Source organism: Mammaliicoccus sciuri (genome assembly GCF_002901825.1).
Classification (GTDB): Bacteria; Bacillota; Bacilli; order Staphylococcales; family Staphylococcaceae; genus Mammaliicoccus; species Mammaliicoccus sciuri.
This window is the reverse complement of sequence record NZ_PPQD01000018.1, coordinates 108,178-125,241: the sequence shown is the minus strand read 5'-3', so window position 1 is coordinate 125,241 and position 17,064 is coordinate 108,178. Positions and strand designations below refer to the sequence as shown.

Here is a 17,064-nt window from a genome sequence, read left to right as displayed (position 1 = left end):
TAACTAAGGCAGCCCATAGTAACAAAAGTAGGCTGAAGTGTAACTAAGGCAGCCTATACAAATGTCGTCAGAAGTCCAAAATAGACGCATACTGTTTTGTTTTAATGAAGATCATCATGTAAAATAGGGAATATAGTAGATAGATTGAGAGAGGAACCATTTTTATGAGAATAAATAAATTTCTAAGTGAAGCTGGTGTATGTTCGAGGAGAGGTGCTGATAAATGGATAAGTGCTAATCGCGTTCAAATTAATGACGAATATGCGACACTAGGGTCTCAAGTTGAAAGTACGGATGTTGTGAAGGTTGATGGTGAAGTTATTACAATTGATAAAGGTTATGTATATATAGCACTTAATAAACCACGTGGTATCACATCTACTACTGAAAGACATGTTAAAGGTAACGTTGTAGACTACGTTGATCATCATGAAAGAATTTTTCACATTGGTAGATTAGATAAAGATTCAGAAGGATTATTACTCCTGACAAGTGATGGTGATATAGTGAATGAAATATTACGTGCTGAAAATCATCATGAAAAAGAATATGTCGTTTTAGTAGATAAGCCATTAACGAAAGACTTCTTAAAGCAAATGTCTGAAGGTGTTGAAATTTTAAATCAAAAGACGCTCCCAGCGAAAGTATCACAAATTAATGATAGAACATTTAAGATTGTTTTAACACAAGGTTTGAATCGTCAAATTAGACGTATGTGTGAAACGTTAGGATATAATGTTAAAAAATTAAAAAGAATTCGTATCATGAACATTAAGCTAGATGGTATTAAATATGGTGAATGGCGTGATTTAACGAAAGAAGAATTTGAAGAACTAACACGTTCGCTCGCTTATACACCTAAAAGAGACCGTATGACATCTAAATAAAGGGGATAATAAAATGGTTAAATTAAATAATAATGTAGAGATACCAGAATTAGGTTTAGGCGTATACAAAATTGAAGATGCAGATGTTGAAAGAGTTGTCCATACAGCAATTGATGCAGGATATCGAGCGATAGACACAGCTTGGTTTTATAAAAATGAAAAAGCATTAGGCGCAGCTTTAAAAACATTAAATATCAATCGAGAAGATTTATTTATTACAACTAAATTATGGAATGACTTCCAAGGTTATGATTCGACTATTAAAGCGTTTAATGACTCATTAGAATCATTGCAACTTACGTATATCGATATGTATTTAATTCATTGGCCATGTCCTGAAGACGGATTGTTTATTGAGACGTATAAAGCATTAGAAACGTTATATAAAGAAGGTAAAATTAAAGCGATTGGTGTATGTAATTTTAAAGAACATCATTTAGATAAATTATTAGCTGAAACTGAAATTGTACCTGCAGTTAACCAAGTTGAATTTCATCCATTATTTAATCAAAAAGTATTACAAGCATATTGTGAAAGTAAAGGTATTAAATTAATGGCATGGAGTCCTCTAATGAGAGGTGGCGAATGGTTAAAAAACGCAGATTTACAAAGTATAGCAGATCAGTATAATAAGACTGTTGCACAAGTTATTATTAAATGGCATCTACAACAAGGTAGACTCGTTATTCCAAAATCTCAAAACGATAATAGAATCAGAGAGAATTTTGATGTATTTGATTTTGAATTGAGTGATGAAGATTTAGACAAAATCGACCAATTAAATACAGATGAACGACAATTTAGAGATCCAGATGAAGTTAAAATTGGAGATATGAAGTAAAATATAGAACCTTCACAGATTTGTTTGAATTAAGATGTATTTCATATGCATCTTTTAGTAAAATGAAACTGTGGAGGTGTTTTATTTGTTTAAATTTAAAAAACCAAATCAACATGGTGTATGGTCAATGATTGTACTACCAATCGCATTCGGAATTGCAGCAACTGGTTTTACATACTTTCATTTATTATTGTATTTAGGTATACTGGCATCTTATTTCATGAGTGATCAAATCTTCTTCTACTTAAAGAAAAGGAAGAAAATAATAGGTTATATTTATACGGCAGGCATATTTGCTTTGATTGTCGTCATATCTTTTATACCAATCGTATTACATAAACCTGTTACGATATGGATTTTTCTACTGATGGTACCTTTATCATTATTTAATGCCTATTTTGCTAAAAAGAAAAATGAAAGAGCATTTACTAATGATTTAATAGCTGTTTTGATATTTTGTTTATTTGGTGTGATCAGTGCGTTATTAAATGTATCTATAACAGATGTACAATCTTGGTTACGAGTCTTTATATTAAGTTTCTTATATTTCTTCGGTACAATTTTATACGTTAAGACGATGATTAGAGAGAAAAAATCCGTAAAATATAAATGGTCATCTTGGATTTATCACTTATGTATAGTTGTTGTAGGATTCTTTATACATCCACTAGTTATGTTGATGTATATACCGAGTTTAATACGATCAGTCGTTTTATATGGTAAGAAAATAAAAATTATTCATGTAGGCTTAATTGAAATAGCTAATTCAGTATTTGTATTAGTAGTAGGATCTATATTTCTACATTAAATAAAAGCAACCATCCGCAAATGGTTGCTTTAACTTTATCTATTAATTGAAGATTGATTATTTTTTGATCAATTTCAAAATAAATGATAATACAAGAATTAAAATGATTGAACCGATTAGTGCTGGTATGATTGCGACGCCACCCCATACTGGACCTAAATCTCCAAGTAAAGAACCACCAATCGCTGAACCAATTAAACCGGCAATAATATTACCTACTATGCCGCCAGGTATATCTTTACCTAATATAACACCTGCTAGCCAACCTATTAGTCCACCTACGATTAACATTAATATAAAGCCCATTTGAGTGTACCTCCTTAATTATATTTCTTATTTCTATATTTAAGTACCCTGTTATTCACTATGTGAAACATAATAAGAAGTTTTGAATAACTTTTGCCATAAAATAAACATAATATAAAAAAGGAACACTGGTATTAATAGAAACCAATGAGGCGTAAGGACAATCATACATATTAACGCTACAATCGATAATATCTCACCAACTAAACGTGGGTGAATAAAGTATCGATATATACCATTTTGGTAGATTTTTGCGAGCCTTTTACCGTCTGATTCAATAGGTTCTGTGAATAACGATAAATAAGCAATGATTTGTCCAAATATAAATAAACTGACACCTAAATAAGGTACTGATTGATAAATTGAAAGTGTACTATCTAAGTAAACAATGTTTAAAGACATACTAAATACAATTGTAATGATATAAAGTACGAAATATTGATTTTCAATGTAGTTTGGAACGTATTTAATTTGAATCCATGTATGTAAAAATGCCCATATAAGTAACATAGTCGTTACTGCAATCGTGATGAAGTTGATTTCTTTGATGATTATAAAGGATATTAAACCATTCAAAGCAATTGTGATTGAAATTGCGTAATGATTGATACGCGATTTCTTATTCATTACTACAAAGTTATATGACATCAAGACGATACACAGAATGATATTAATTGAAACGAGGAATGCCATATCTGTCTCCTGCCTTAAAATAGTCTCATCTAAGAATTATAACAATTTCTAAACATATAATCACTAAATATATGTTTTGTAAAAAAATTTAAAGACGCTTTGACAAATGAATTAAACTCTAATAGTATAAAAGTAAGCTATCTTGTAATACAAAATAGCTGTAAAAATTGGAAGAGGTTATTAAGATGTCGACAATTAAGACACAGATGAGAAAAGGGTTATTAGATGCTTGTATTTTATCTATCATACAATCTCAACCAGTATACGGTTATGAATTATCTCGCAAATTAAATGAACATCAATTTACCGATGTAAGTGAAGGAACAATATATCCTATTTTACTTAGATTATTAAAGAAGGATTTTATTTATAGTGAGTTTAAGCATAGTGAACAAGGGCCGAAAAGAAAATATTATTATATTACAGATAAAGGTCGCGAAGAATTAGAAATCGTACGAAAAGAATGGCTTGAAATTAAAGATCCTATTACAAAATTGTTAAAAGGGAGCAATGAAGATGTCTAGAACAACTAAACAACTGGTCAAAGAAAACAACGAGAAGAGAAAGCAGTTAAATGAAGTGGATTTAGAAGTTTATGAAGATTTCTTATTATATGTTAGAACGGATTTAAGAGTAAATGAACATGAATCAGAAGTCATATTAATGGATGTCCTTGATCATTTATTAGAAGCTGTTTCAAATGGCACAACTGCAATTGAATTTTTCGGTCATGATGTTAAAGGTCATGCTGATGATATATTAAATGAACTACCGAATGAATCTAATAAAGCAATTTTAAAAATGGTAGGAATGGGTGTAGCTTACTTCTATAGTGTATATTTTGTTATTACAGGTATAGTAGGTATATTTGTTGATTATAAGACACCACTTATATCTACACTTTTCCTTTTACTTATCGTACCAATAGGTGGATTCTTTATTGTTAAAGCATTATTCAATATTATCCAAAGATATATCTTTGATAAATCTAAATATAAGAAGATAAAAGAATCAGCATATGCTGGACTATTAGTTGGTGTTATACCAGCAATTCTAATATTAGTACCTAACCTTGTATTTAAAGATATGATGAAAGTTTATATTCCTTGGTGGATCTTTCTAATATTAGGTATAGCAATTTATGCTATATATAAAGTCATGAAAAGACAGCCAAAAGCTGTATAAATAAGAATAATAAACCAAAATAAATAAGCACATCACTTAACGAGCATTTTCAAGTTAGTGATGTGCTTATTTTATACTGTGTTTAATATTTCCTAGGAAATATTAAACACCTTTTTTATTACTCCATAACAGCGTATGTAGCTGTGGTAGAACAAAAATATCATTTAAAGTATCATTCATTACTTTATCAATCAGTTGTTCATATTTTTCGAGTAATTTCTCAGTATGGTTTGAAACGCTATCGTCTAGATACGGATTACCTACTTGTAAATAGAACGGGATAGAAGGATATCGTTTGTGTATATCTTTAGCAAATTGATAGTCATCTTCGTCGAAAATCACAACTTTAAGTGAAAGACTTTCTTCTACACATTGTGCGATAACTTCATCTAGAATTGTTAAATTAGGTTTCATACCAGAACTTGGTGGCTTAGGACTAATCGTTAAGTCATCGATTAGCGTCATCCATTCTTGGAATTTAGACCCTTGAGTTTCAAGTGCGGTCTTTATATTGCGTGCTTTAAGAGCTTCTACGAACGGGCCTATATTTTTAATCAGAGCAGGGTTACCACCTGATATCGTAACGTGTTGATATTTATTTGGAGCGAGTTGATCTAATTCAGAAATAATATCTTCTGGTTCAAGTAATCGAATATCATCTTTAGCAGAGCCATCCCATGTGAAACTTGAATCGCACCAACTACATCTATAATCACAACCACTTGTTCTAACAAACATCGTTTTTTGACCAATGACTGCACCTTCACCTTGAATCGTTGGACCGAAGATTTCTAACACTGGTATTTTAGGCATTGTTGTCACCTTTCTTAGTTGGACGGTAAACGACATAACTTGTAGGTGTTTCTCTCACAAATACTTGGACACATTTAGGTTGATTATCGCGCTTATCTAGAGATGCTTGAACGATATTATAAATTGTTTGAGCAACTTGTTCAGTTGAAGGACTATGATCTTTAAACTCTTCAAAGTCATTTAAAAGTTGATGATCATAACGTTTATGAATTAATGATTTTAATTCGCTAAAGTTCACTAAAAATCCCATCTTATCTAATTCATCGCCAGCAATTGTTAAATTAACAAAATATGTGTGTCCATGTACATTCATACATTTACCGGCTTCTTCGTGTGGAATATAATGTGCACTTGAAAAATTAAAGTCTTTATTCAGTTCGAAAGCATAAGGGTGTTGAACGCTCGGATAGATTTGTTGTAACATTATAAACTTCCTTTCGTTTCTAGGTATTGGTCTAATCCTTGTTTTCTTAATTTACAAGCAGGACATTCACCGCAACCATCACTCATTACACCGTTATAACACGTTAATGTTCTTTCTCTAACATAGTCTAATGCACCTAATTGATCACTTAGTGCCCAAGTTTCTTTTTTATTCAACCACATAAGCGGTGTATGAATGACGAAATCTTTATCCATTGATAAGTTAAGTGACAAGTTCATAGATTTAATAAAGCTATCTCTACAATCTGGATACCCACTAAAGTCTGTTTCGCAAACACCTGTAATAATATGTTTAGCACCAATTTGATATGCTAATGCACCGGCAAATGATAAGAATAGCAAATTACGTGCTGGCACAAATGTATTAGGTATACCATTTTCGTCATTTTCAATTTGCATTGAATGGTCTGTTAGTGCGTTAGGAGATAGTTGTGAAAGTAGTGACATATCTAGAATATGATGCTTTAATCCTTGTTCTTTCGCAATGTCTTCAGCAACTTTAATTTCTAAATCATGGCGTTGGCCATATTGAAAGGTAACTAATTCTACTTCTTTAAAATGTTTTTTCGCATAGAATAAGCATGTTGTACTATCTTGTCCGCCACTGAACACAACAACTGCTTTTTCATTTTTAAATGTTTCTGACATAGTGTTTCTCCTTTATAAAGGCATAAAAAAAGCCTGCCTTCTATAAAAAGGTAGACGTAGGTGTCTAGTTTTTTATAGAGGGTGTAAGCTAGTAACCTCTTAGTTTATTGAATATACAAATCAAATCATAATATAATCAAATTGTAAAAGCAAGTTTAGTATATGGTATGATTGACATGAAATTAACGAAAGAAGTGCGAATAAACATATGATTATAATGATAGATAACCATGATTCATTTACATATAACATTATCGAGTATATTAATATACTGACGAAAAATGAACAAATAAAAATTTTGAAATCTGAAGAGGTTACTTATGATGTTGTACGTGCAATCAATCCAGATGCGATGATCATTTCACCTGGCCCTGGTCATCCTGATGATTATGTACAATTAAAGGCGTTTCTTCAATCTATTTATACAGATGTCCCGATCTTAGGTGTATGTCTTGGTTTCCAATTATTAATATCTACTTTTGGTGGCAAAGTCGTAAAAGGTCCGCGTCCGGTACATGGACATACAGCTACGATTAAACACGATGGGAAAGGTATTTTTGAAGGATTGCCTGAATCATTTGAAGTGACGAGATATCATTCTTTAATAGCTGATAAACACCATATACCTGAAGGGTTTAAGGTTTCGGCATGGTTAGAAGAAGGTATCCCGATGGCTATACGACATCAACATTTGCCAATTGAAGCGGTACAGTACCATCCGGAAGCTATATTAAGTGAATATGGATTAGAACAAATTGCGAATTTCTTAGTAAAGGCAGGTGTAGAGATTGAAGACACATATACAATTTAAGTATATTACAGACAGTCAAATAGAAGAGAAATTAGATTATAAATTTGAGAATCCCGTTGTTATTAAATATGCAAGAACGATTGAAGAAGTATCAGACCTTGTGCATGAAGCAGAGCGCTATCAAAAGGAAGGGTACTATGTTGTTATGACTTTACCATATGAAAGCGCAGCTGCTTTTGATTCAGCGTTAAATGTTTATAAAGCGTCTCATCATTATGGGAGTATTCAAGTATTCGAACAACCCGTCTCACACTTTAATAATAAAACGTATCATACATATATAAATGAACATATTGAATGGCGAAGAACAGATTCAGATGAACGTTTAGCAAACAATATACATGCTATTCAAGATGAAATTAGACTAGGAAATACGTATCAAGTTAATTATACGACACAACTTGAATCAGAACCGATTCGTCATGGATATGCATATTACCAATCACTCACAGAGGATGCTAATGGAGATTATCAAGCATATATTGAACTTGAAGATGAAACTATTATGTCGATTTCACCAGAACTTTTCTTTCAATATGGTCCTTATCAACAAAGGCCAAACACAATATTAACGAAACCAATGAAAGGTACAATTTCAAGAGGAAATCATAAAGCAGAAGATCAAACAAATTATGAACAACTTAAGCATTCTAAAAAAGATAGAGCAGAAAATGTCATGATTGTAGATTTACTTAGAAATGATTTAAGTAAAATTTCTGAAGTTGGTACGGTTAATGCCATTGATTTATTTAAAATCGAACCTTATCAAACGGTATATCAAATGACCAGCACGATTAGAAGTCAATTGAAAGCACAGCATTCATTATTTAATCTAATTCAAGCGCTGTTCCCATGTGGCTCGATAACGGGTGCACCAAAAGAATCAACGATGGCCATTATCAAACGATTAGAGAATAGACCAAGAGGTATATATTGTGGAGCGATAGGTTTGTTGTTACCTGATAACAGAATGATTTTTAATGTTCCAATCAGAACGATACATTCAAATTCAGAAAGAGCAGTTTATGGTGTTGGAGCTGGTATCACAATAGATTCAAATGCTGAAGCTGAAATTGAGGAATTCAAAATGAAATCTAAAATATTAGAAAGCAGACATGTAAATCTTATTGAAACGATGAGATTAGAAAATGGAATAGTCCAAAGACGTCACGAACATACGCACAGAATTTCTACAAGTGCTGAAGCTTTAAATATTCAATTCAATAAAGATAAGTGGGATATTATGCTTAATGACATGGTTAATCATTATGTAGATGGCACATATAAATTAAGAGTAGAATTAAATTCGGATGGTACATTTGATGCTGAAACATCACCAATAGTTGACTCATCTCAATCTTTAACAGCTCAGTTGTTACCAAGTACACCAGTTTCTTCTATTTATACCATACACAAAACAACTGAACGTCAGCATTTTCAACATAATCATGATACAGATGTCATATTGTATTATAATGAAGAGAATGAATTAACAGAATTTGATATTGGTAATGTTGTTATTAAAAAAGGTGATGCATATGTCACACCTCCATATCATGGACAATTTTTAAACGGTTGTATGAGGCAAGCATTATTAAAGGATAAGCTCATTGAAGAAAAAAATATTACTGTGGAAAAATTAATCAATGATATCGAAAGTTCAAATTGTGAAATCTTCATGATTAACAGTTTGCGAGAATGGACTAAAATAGATTTGAAATTATGATGGTAATATAAAGATACAAATAGTAAAATAGTAAACATCATATAAGGACGGGTGAAAATAGATGTTCTTAACATTATTATATTTAGTAATAGTGATTGTTATTGCATTTTACTTAAAGCGCATCGTTTTAGGTGAATTGAGAAAAGAGAAAAATAAGCAAAGTTTTGCGTATTTATATATTGGATTTGCCGTTACAATTGTTTTTGTAGGCTTATTTGTAAATCAATTAACACATGTATTTATTGATTTAACAGATGTATTTTATCGTAAATAATGATGCTTTATATATAGCAGAATAGAATGAGGTGTCTTAAATGCGCATATATCCTAAGGGCGATTCTGCATTAACTGTAATGAGCGATCGTGAACCTTCGAGACAGCTAACGCATGAAATTAATGAATTTAGATTAGAAATATTAAATCAAGATATGCCTTTTATAGATGAGGTTATACCAAGCGAAAATAGTTTGATGGTTGTGTATCATCCATATAGCATGATGATGAATCACAATATTAATGAGCCATTTAAATATATGACTGAATTTGTAGAACGTATTATTTATCAGAAAAAACAAGACATTAATGATAGAGAAGTTACAAAGGAATCGATTATGATAGATGTTATTGTGGGTGGCGAATATGGTCCAGATTTCGATACTTTAACTGACTTGTCAGAAGAAGAACAAAGTCAAGTGCTGGAATCTAGAACTTATTTTGTTTCAATGATAGGTCATACACCAGGATGTCCTTATTTATCTGGATTAAGTCATCGATTGCATTCAGGTAATGCACAGTTCAAACAATTTATCCCTAAAGGATCATTGTGTATTGAAAGAGATAAATTATTTATTACGACAACTGATACAAGTGGTGAATGGCCAGTCATTGGTTGGACGAATATTGAAATATACGATAGACAAAATAATGTTTGTAAGCTTAATTTTGGTGATGATGTCATCTTAAATATTGTAGATCAACTACAAAGCAAGAATGGAGGGTATAAGCCATGTCATTAATTATTCGAGAAGCTGGACTATACTCTTCGATTCAAGATTTAGGAAGGCAAAAACAGCAACATATTGGTATTGTTAAAAATGGCTCAATCGATCAATTAAACCATAGACTCGCTAATATGCTTGTAGGTAATGAAGAAGGCGAAGCTATAATCGAAATGACGATTAAGTTGCCATCTATTCAATTTACAGAACCAACTTTAATCGCATTTACAGGGGCTAACTTCCCAGCATTTGTAGATGGTAAGAAAATAGCACCATATAAAATTCATTTGATGGACAAAGGTGAAGTATTAAAATTTGGCGAAGCTTCAAAAGGTACGAGAGGTTATTTAGCAATTGCAGGTGGTATTGTTGCTGAAGAATGGTTAGGTTCAAAATCTACGAGTATCCGCTTAGAAATGGGTGGCTACCACGGTCGTACTTTACAAGCAGGCGACGAAATCGAAATGTGTCGTAACTACACCCCTTTACAAAAAAAGCTATTTGAAAATCTAGAAGAATGCAAAACAGCTTCATGGGGCGTAGACCAATATACGTTAGCCTTAAATTATTTAACAGATATATTCCATGTTATATCGGGAGAAGGTATGACACACTTTAATGAAGCAGAGATTAAGCATCTTGAGAGCCAAGTTTATAAAGTATCTAATCGCTTTAATCGAACAGGATTAACATTAGAAGGAAACTCCGTTATTAATCGTAGAATCGTCGATCAGTCATTTTTAAGTGTTAAAAAAGGTACTGTTCTATTAAATGAAGGGAATCAACCGGTCGTGATGTTGAATGATCATCAATCATTATCCAGTTATCCTCAAATTGGAACAATTGCTTCTTATCATATCGATAAATTAGCACAAAAAAAGCAAGGTTCAAAACTCATCTTTAAGAAAATAACAATACAAGAAGCGGAACGCAATATGAGAAAACATGCTCAATTTGTTAAGCAAATTAAAACCGGCATCAGATATAAATTAAATGAAGAATTAAACAAGTAATTTCCATGTGTGAATTGTGTCTATTGTGTGCACTTTTTACACATTTCTTATTTGTATTTTAGGTTTTTAGTTGAAATTTATTGTAAAATAGTATAAATTATAATACTGTACATTAAATATTACAAGAATATTACAACCTTCAATAATATGTAATGAAATAATAATGAAAATTGATATGAGTTGAGATACGGAGGAACGGTATGAAAACTAAAAATAGGAAGATAGGCGTCTTTACATTCTTCTTGCTAACGATTTTAGCAATAGCGTTAAAGACTTATTTTGCCTATTATGTAGATTTGTCACTCGGGGTAAAGGGACTCGTACAGAATTTAATTTTATTAATGAACCCATACAGCTTGATTGCGCTAATATTGAGCGTATTCTTATTCTTTAAGGGAAGAAAGTCGTTCTGGTTTATTTTTATCGCTGGATTTGTACTATCGTTCTTACTATATGCGAACGTCGTGTACTTTAGATTCTTTTCAGATTTCTTAACATTTAGTACTTTGAATCAAGTAAGCAACGTAGAATCAATGTCTGGTGCGGTATATAGTTCATTCTCTTGGTACGATTTTATATATTTCACAGATACGATCATATTCTTATTTGTGTTGATCTTTAAGAGAAATAATTTATCAGTAAAAGCATTTCCAAAGAAATTTGTCCCAGTTGTTATGGGTGTAGCAGTAGCACTATTTTTCCTAAACTTAGCATTTGCTGAATCAGATAGACCAGAATTATTAACACGTACATTTGACCATAAATATTTAGTTAAATATTTAGGACCTTATAACTTTACGGTTTATGATGGGGTTAAAACGATTCAAAATAATTCGCAAAAAGCATTGGCAAGTGAAGATGATTTAACACAAGTTAAAAATTATACAAAGCAGAAATATCAAGAACCTAACAAAGAAACATTTGGTATCGCTAAAGACAAGAACGTTATTAAAATTCACTTAGAAAGTTTCCAATCATTCTTAATTAACTTCAAAGTTAATGGTGAAGAAGTAACACCTTATTTAAACTCTTTAGCTAAAGGTGATAAAGGTTACAAATACTATCCAAACTTCTTCCATCAAACGGGACAAGGTAAAACAGCCGATTCAGAGTTAACGATGGATAATAGTATTTTCGGTTTACCACAAGGTTCAGCATTCTCATTAAAAGGTGACAACACTTATCAATCACTACCAGCAATTTTAAATCAACAAGGTGGCTATGAAACATCAGTCATGCATGGTGATTACAAAACATTCTGGAACAGAGATCAAGTGTACAAGCATTTTGGTGTAGATAAGTTCTATGATGCAACTTATTATGATATGCAACAAAAAAACCTTGAAAACTTAGGGTTAAAAGATGAAGTATTCTTTGATGAATCTATTGCACATCTAAAAGAACAAAAACAACCATTCTATTCTCATTTAATTACGTTGACTAACCATTACCCATTCACATTGAGTAAAGAAGATGCAACGATCGAGAAACCAGACACAGGAAGTGCAACATTAGATGGTTATATTCAAACAGCTCGTTATTTAGATGAATCATTAGAAAAATTCATGACAGAACTTAAAAAAGAAGGTTTATATGATGATTCAGTAATCATCATATACGGAGACCACTATGGTATTTCTGAGAACCATAATAAAGCAATGGCTAATTTACTTGGTGAAGATGAAATCACTCCAGCTAAATTCATGGACTTAAACAGAACGCCATTCTTTATGAAAGTACCAGGTCTTAAAGGTGGCGTCGATGAAACATACGGTGGCCAAACAGATGTAATGCCTACACTATTAGACGTATTAGGTATTAAGTCAAACAACTACATTATGTTTGGTACAGACTTATTAGCTAAAGGACACGATCAAACAGTTGCATTTAGAAATGGTGACTTTATAACGCCAGAATATAAATCAATCGGTAGCACTGTGTACGACAATAAGACTAATAAACCTATGAAGACGAAACCTAAAGATTTAGAAGAAAATAAAAATAACGTCGAAAAAGAACTCGAATTATCAGACCAGTTATTACACGGAGACTTATTCAGGTTCTATGATAACCCTGACTTCAAGAAAGTTAAGCCATCAAACTATGAATACAAATCCGGTAACGGTTATCAAGAAAAATAATTATGAGTAGATAAGTACCACAAAATCATGAGATTTTGTGGTACTTTTTTATGTTGGAAATGGGAGATGTGAGTTGGTGACTGGGGATGTATGAGATAGAAGGTGATGTGGGTGATGTAGGGTGGAGAAGCATGATTTAGGAGATGTGAGAGTCTGAAAATATACTTTTTAGTGAGTAATATGGGTTAAAGTTGTAGTAAACTCACAAGATTGGTAAAGATGTGAGTTAAAGAGGTAATAAACTCACGAGATCGGTTAAGATGTGAGTTAAAATAGGAGTAAACTCACATCTTTTTCAAAAATATAAAATGATTATATAGAAATGAACACGTTTGATTATTTAAAAAACATCCAAGTCATAGCTTAACTTCCTAATAAAGCCAAGAGATAGACTAAGTCATGGCTTAACGCCTAACTAAAGCCAAGAGATCACTCAAGTCATAGCTTAACTTCCTAATAAAGCCAAGAGATAGACTAAGTCATGGCTTAACGCCTAACTAAAGCCAAGAGATCACTCAAGTCATGGCTTAACGCCTAACTAAAGCCAAGAGATAGCCCAAGTCCTGGCTTAACGCCTAACTAAAGCCAAGAGATAGCCCAAGTCCTGGCTTAACGCCTGAATAAAGCCAAGAGATCATCCAAGTCCTGGCTTAACGCCTAACTAAAGCCAAGAGATGGCTCAAATCATGTCTCAACTCTTGAATAAAGCCAAGAAATCATCCAAGTCCTGGCTTAACGCCTAACTAAAGCCAAGAGATCACCCAAGTCATGGCTTAACGCCTGAATAAAGCCAAGAGATCACCTAACTCTTAGCTTAACTCCAACTAAAGCCAAGACATTCCCAAAATCATCGACATCTCTAATTCACCCAATCTACACAACGCCCATACCCCCATACCCCCAACCCTCAACACATTAATCAATGAAAAAATCCCAATCGTCCTCACGATTGGGATTTCTATAATATCTATCCTAAAGCGACATCTAATATCATCATTATTGTGAATCCACCCATTAATCCTAATGTAGCTAAGTCAGTGTTATTACCTGACTGTGATTCGGGGATGAGTTCTTCTACAACAACAAATATCATTGCGCCGGCTGCGAATGCTAATGCATATGGTAATACTGGTGTAGCAATGACAACTAGTAATGCGCCTAGTATTGCGAATACGGGTTCAACTAATGCTGATGCTTGACCGTAGTTAAATGACTTCCATCTTGATAAACCTGAAGCACGGATTGGCATAGATAGTGCTGCGCCTTCTGGAATGTTTTGTATACCGATACCGATTGCTAATCCGAGTGCGCCTAATAATGTTGCACCTTCGTTTCCAGTTGCAACACCACCGAAAGCAACACCGATGGCCATACCTTCTGGAATGTTATGCAATGTGATGGCTAAAAATAGCAAAGTGTTTTTGCCTAATTTAGTGTCAGGTCCTTCTACTCGCTGACTTTTATCAACTGCATTTTGGTGTGCATGGGGTATGACAAAGTCTAGTAGTCTAATAAACAATCCGCCTAAAAGAAAGCCGATTGCGGCTGGAAGCCAAGGCATTGCTGAATGTGAACTTTGTTCTATAGAAGGTTGTAATAAAGACCAAAAACTAGCTGCAATCATGACACCTGCAGCGAAACCTTGCATTGTATTGATAACCTTTGTGTCTATATTTTTGAACAAGTAAACGAACGATGCACCGAATGCTGTTAACAGCCATGTGATGATACCTGCGAATAATGCTTGCAAGTATGGTGGTAGTTCTGTAAAAATCTGTTGCATAGTTTTTGCTCCTTCATATCTTTTGTGTGAAAAAAAGTGTATAATATATTAATTGAAAACTGAGAATACTAAAGGATGTTAATTCATGGAAGCATATAAAATTGAAAAACTTAATAAGCAATATGGTGACAAAATTATTTTTGATGATTTAGATTTATCCATTTCTTACAAAGAACGCATTGGTTTAGTTGGAATCAATGGAACAGGGAAAAGTACTTTGCTTAAAGTTATTGCAAATATTGATGATGATTATGATGCGAAGACATCTTACCCTAACCAATATCAAATTGCATATGCAAGCCAAAAGCCTAAACTTGATGAATCTTTAACTGTAATCGATGAAGTATTAAATAACGAAACTGAATTGACGAAAGTGATTTCTAAATACGAAAATGCTTTAAATCAATATCAACAGACGGGTGAATCTAAAGATTTAGATCTTATGATGAAATATCAAACTGATATGGATCGATTAAATGCATGGGATTACAGTGCAGACGTTAAAACTATTCTATCAAAACTAGGTATAAATGACTATCTTAAAAAAATAGCTACATTAAGTGGTGGTCAGAAAAAAAGAGTTGCACTAGCAAAAGAATTAATACGTAAACCAGATTTATTATTATTAGATGAACCGACAAACCATTTAGACATTGAAGGAATTGAATGGCTCGTTAACTATATTAAACAATATCCCCACACAATCATGTTTGTTACACATGATCGTCATTTCTTAAATCAAGTTTCTACAAGAATTGTTGAACTTTCAAATGGTAAACTTACAAGTTATCCAGGTAATTATGAAGCGTATATTGAAGCAAGAGCTGAAAAAGAAGAGATTGAAGCACAACAACATGTTAAAAAGAAAGCGCTGTATAAACAAGAATTGCATTGGATGAGACAAGGTGCTAAAGCTAGATCAACGAAACAACAAGCAAGAATACAACGATTTAATACGTTAGAAGAAGATTTATCAAATAGAAAAACACAAGGTGAAGCAAGTTTGAATTTAGCGCATGCTCGTCTCGGTAAACAAGTATTTGAGTTAGACGATATTTCTAAATCTGTTGGAGATAGAAAATTATTTGAACACTTTACAACGATTATTCAAAAAGGCGATAGAATTGGTATTGTTGGAGAAAACGGCGCAGGTAAAACGACATTACTCAATATTATTAGTGGCTTAGATCAAACATTTGAAGGTAATCTTATTACAGGTCAAACTGTGAAAATTGCTTATTTTAAACAGCAAGACGAAAGTTTAACTTCAGATAAGAGAATGATTGATTATTTAAGAGAAGAAAGTGAAGTTGCTAAAGAAAAAGATGGCACAGTTGTATCTGTAACGCAGTTGTTAGAAAGATTTCTATTCCCAAGTCAGACGCATGGCACTCAAATTAATAAATTATCAGGTGGAGAACAAAAACGTTTATATTTACTAAAACTATTAGTTCACGAACCAAATGTATTAATTCTTGATGAGCCAACAAACGATTTAGATACTGAAACTTTAACAATATTAGAAGCTTATATTAATGAGTTCGGTGGAACGGTTATAACGGTAAGTCACGATAGATATTTCTTAAATAAAGTGGCAAATAAATATTGGTATATCCATGATAAGCAAATCGAACCTATGTTAGGTACATTTGAAGATTATTTAGAATATAAAAGAGAGATTGAGAAAAAAGCAACACAACAACATAAAGAAGTTCAAAAAACAGAAACGAAACCTAAGACTTCTGTAAGATTATCGTTTAAAGAAAAGCGTGAACTAGAACAACTTGAGAAAAATATTGAATATATAGAAACAAGATTAGAAGAAATCGACCAAGAAATGGTTGAACATGCTACAAATTATGAAAAATTAAATGAACTCACAAATGAAAAGACATCAATTGAAACGCAATATGAAGAAGATTATATGCGTTGGTCATCCTTATCAGACAGATTATAAGCGTATAGAG

Annotated in this window: 18 protein-coding genes; 12 read left to right on the top strand and 6 right to left on the bottom strand. The window is 32.5% G+C overall.

The genetic code is table 11. The annotated features are described in order from the left end of the window. The first annotated feature begins 164 nt into the window (after positions 1–164). The 3 genes from CD035_RS05090 (at position 165) to CD035_RS05080 (ending at position 2,536) form a co-directional block, all read left to right on the top strand. Complete coding sequence (locus tag CD035_RS05090; protein WP_048539962.1) at positions 165–887, top strand: pseudouridine synthase; 723 nt, start codon at positions 165–167, stop codon at positions 885–887. Positions 888–900: 13 nt separating this feature from the next. Beyond that, a complete protein-coding gene (locus tag CD035_RS05085) occupies positions 901–1,728 on the top strand; it encodes an aldo/keto reductase (protein ID WP_048539961.1) in 828 nt (275 codons plus the stop codon). A gap of 85 nt (positions 1,729–1,813) precedes the next feature. Then, complete coding sequence (locus CD035_RS05080; protein WP_048539960.1) at positions 1,814–2,536, top strand: YwiC-like family protein; 723 nt, start codon at positions 1,814–1,816, stop codon at positions 2,534–2,536. A 57-nt stretch (positions 2,537–2,593) separates the two neighbouring features. On the opposite strand, the gene CD035_RS05075 is transcribed toward CD035_RS05080, so the two are convergent. Then, complete coding sequence (locus CD035_RS05075) at positions 2,594–2,842, bottom strand: GlsB/YeaQ/YmgE family stress response membrane protein (protein WP_025904751.1); 249 nt, start codon at positions 2,840–2,842, stop codon at positions 2,594–2,596. A 51-nt stretch (positions 2,843–2,893) separates the two neighbouring features. Beyond that, positions 2,894–3,535, bottom strand: coding sequence for a hypothetical protein (locus tag CD035_RS05070; RefSeq protein WP_037589261.1), 642 nt, complete (start codon positions 3,533–3,535; stop codon positions 2,894–2,896). A gap of 185 nt (positions 3,536–3,720) precedes the next feature. Here CD035_RS05070 and CD035_RS05065 point away from each other — a divergent pair, with 185 nt between their 5' ends. Then, positions 3,721–4,059, top strand: coding sequence for a PadR family transcriptional regulator (locus tag CD035_RS05065; protein ID WP_025904753.1), 339 nt, complete (start codon positions 3,721–3,723; stop codon positions 4,057–4,059). Then, positions 4,052–4,720 carry a DUF1129 family protein gene (locus CD035_RS05060; RefSeq protein WP_048539959.1) on the top strand — a complete coding sequence of 223 codons (669 nt, stop codon included), beginning with the start codon at positions 4,052–4,054 and terminating at the stop codon, positions 4,718–4,720. The genes CD035_RS05065 and CD035_RS05060 overlap by 8 nt, the downstream gene beginning before the upstream one ends. A 102-nt stretch (positions 4,721–4,822) precedes the next feature. On the opposite strand, the gene queE is transcribed toward CD035_RS05060, so the two are convergent. The 3 genes from queE to queC are packed head-to-tail and all read right to left on the bottom strand — an operon-like array spanning position 4,823 to position 6,625. Next, on the bottom strand, positions 4,823–5,533 hold the full coding sequence (gene queE, locus CD035_RS05055; RefSeq protein WP_048539958.1) for a 7-carboxy-7-deazaguanine synthase QueE: 711 nt from the start codon (positions 5,531–5,533) through the stop codon (positions 4,823–4,825). Beyond that, positions 5,526–5,957 (bottom strand): 6-carboxytetrahydropterin synthase QueD, encoded by a 432-nt coding sequence (gene queD / locus CD035_RS05050; protein WP_048539957.1) that lies wholly within the window; start codon positions 5,955–5,957, stop codon positions 5,526–5,528. Before queD ends, queE begins: the two co-directional genes overlap by 8 nt. Further along, on the bottom strand, positions 5,957–6,625 hold the full coding sequence (gene queC, locus CD035_RS05045; protein WP_048539956.1) for a 7-cyano-7-deazaguanine synthase QueC: 669 nt from the start codon (positions 6,623–6,625) through the stop codon (positions 5,957–5,959). Before queC ends, queD begins: the two co-directional genes overlap by 1 nt. A gap of 208 nt (positions 6,626–6,833) precedes the next feature. Here queC and CD035_RS05040 point away from each other — a divergent pair, with 208 nt between their 5' ends. The 6 genes from CD035_RS05040 to ltaS all read left to right on the top strand — a co-directional run bounded on the left by CD035_RS05040 (position 6,834) and on the right by ltaS (position 13,314). After that, complete coding sequence (locus CD035_RS05040; RefSeq protein WP_048539955.1) at positions 6,834–7,436, top strand: anthranilate synthase component II; 603 nt, start codon at positions 6,834–6,836, stop codon at positions 7,434–7,436. Next, positions 7,414–9,162 carry a chorismate-binding protein gene (locus tag CD035_RS05035; protein WP_048539954.1) on the top strand — a complete coding sequence of 583 codons (1,749 nt, stop codon included), beginning with the start codon at positions 7,414–7,416 and terminating at the stop codon, positions 9,160–9,162. The genes CD035_RS05040 and CD035_RS05035 overlap by 23 nt, the downstream gene beginning before the upstream one ends. A 61-nt stretch (positions 9,163–9,223) precedes the next feature. Beyond that, on the top strand, positions 9,224–9,436 hold the full coding sequence (locus tag CD035_RS05030) for a hypothetical protein (RefSeq protein ID WP_048539953.1): 213 nt from the start codon (positions 9,224–9,226) through the stop codon (positions 9,434–9,436). A 40-nt stretch (positions 9,437–9,476) separates the two neighbouring features. Next, positions 9,477–10,178: a carboxyltransferase domain-containing protein gene (locus CD035_RS05025; RefSeq protein WP_048539952.1), complete on the top strand. Its 702-nt coding sequence runs from the start codon at positions 9,477–9,479 to the stop codon at positions 10,176–10,178. After that, a complete protein-coding gene (locus CD035_RS05020; protein ID WP_048539951.1) occupies positions 10,169–11,173 on the top strand; it encodes a 5-oxoprolinase subunit C family protein in 1,005 nt (334 codons plus the stop codon). Before CD035_RS05025 ends, CD035_RS05020 begins: the two co-directional genes overlap by 10 nt. Positions 11,174–11,373: 200 nt before the next feature. Beyond that, positions 11,374–13,314, top strand: a complete 1,941-nt coding sequence (gene ltaS, locus CD035_RS05015) for a polyglycerol-phosphate lipoteichoic acid synthase LtaS (protein WP_048539950.1) — start codon at positions 11,374–11,376, stop codon at positions 13,312–13,314. Between the two features lie 967 nt (positions 13,315–14,281). Here the strand turns inward: ltaS and CD035_RS05010 are convergent. Continuing rightward, positions 14,282–15,097 (bottom strand): ZIP family metal transporter, encoded by an 816-nt coding sequence (locus CD035_RS05010; protein ID WP_048539949.1) that lies wholly within the window; start codon positions 15,095–15,097, stop codon positions 14,282–14,284. An 85-nt stretch (positions 15,098–15,182) separates the two neighbouring features. Here CD035_RS05010 and CD035_RS05005 point away from each other — a divergent pair, with 85 nt between their 5' ends. After that, complete coding sequence (locus tag CD035_RS05005) at positions 15,183–17,054, top strand: ABC-F family ATP-binding cassette domain-containing protein (protein WP_048539948.1); 1,872 nt, start codon at positions 15,183–15,185, stop codon at positions 17,052–17,054. Positions 17,055–17,064 lie beyond the last annotated feature (10 nt).

Bases quoted from the DNA above. Each gene is read 5' to 3' on its own strand.
- CD035_RS05090 (WP_048539962.1), top strand. From the start codon at position 165: ATGAGAATAAATAAATTTCTAAGTGAAGCTGGTGTATGTTCGAGGAGA.
- CD035_RS05085 (WP_048539961.1), top strand. From the start codon at position 901: ATGGTTAAATTAAATAATAATGTAGAGATACCAGAATTAGGTTTAGGC.
- CD035_RS05075 (WP_025904751.1), bottom strand. From the start codon at position 2,842: ATGGGCTTTATATTAATGTTAATCGTAGGTGGACTAATAGGTTGGCTA.
- CD035_RS05070 (WP_037589261.1), bottom strand. From the start codon at position 3,535: ATGGCATTCCTCGTTTCAATTAATATCATTCTGTGTATCGTCTTGATG.
- CD035_RS05065 (WP_025904753.1), top strand. From the start codon at position 3,721: ATGTCGACAATTAAGACACAGATGAGAAAAGGGTTATTAGATGCTTGT.
- CD035_RS05060 (WP_048539959.1), top strand. From the start codon at position 4,052: ATGTCTAGAACAACTAAACAACTGGTCAAAGAAAACAACGAGAAGAGA.
- queE (WP_048539958.1), bottom strand. From the start codon at position 5,533: ATGCCTAAAATACCAGTGTTAGAAATCTTCGGTCCAACGATTCAAGGT.
- queD (WP_048539957.1), bottom strand. From the start codon at position 5,957: ATGTTACAACAAATCTATCCGAGCGTTCAACACCCTTATGCTTTCGAA.
- queC (WP_048539956.1), bottom strand. From the start codon at position 6,625: ATGTCAGAAACATTTAAAAATGAAAAAGCAGTTGTTGTGTTCAGTGGC.
- CD035_RS05040 (WP_048539955.1), top strand. From the start codon at position 6,834: ATGATTATAATGATAGATAACCATGATTCATTTACATATAACATTATC.
- CD035_RS05030 (WP_048539953.1), top strand. From the start codon at position 9,224: ATGTTCTTAACATTATTATATTTAGTAATAGTGATTGTTATTGCATTT.
- CD035_RS05025 (WP_048539952.1), top strand. From the start codon at position 9,477: ATGCGCATATATCCTAAGGGCGATTCTGCATTAACTGTAATGAGCGAT.
- CD035_RS05020 (WP_048539951.1), top strand. From the start codon at position 10,169: ATGTCATTAATTATTCGAGAAGCTGGACTATACTCTTCGATTCAAGAT.
- ltaS (WP_048539950.1), top strand. From the start codon at position 11,374: ATGAAAACTAAAAATAGGAAGATAGGCGTCTTTACATTCTTCTTGCTA.
- CD035_RS05010 (WP_048539949.1), bottom strand. From the start codon at position 15,097: ATGCAACAGATTTTTACAGAACTACCACCATACTTGCAAGCATTATTC.
- CD035_RS05005 (WP_048539948.1), top strand. From the start codon at position 15,183: ATGGAAGCATATAAAATTGAAAAACTTAATAAGCAATATGGTGACAAA.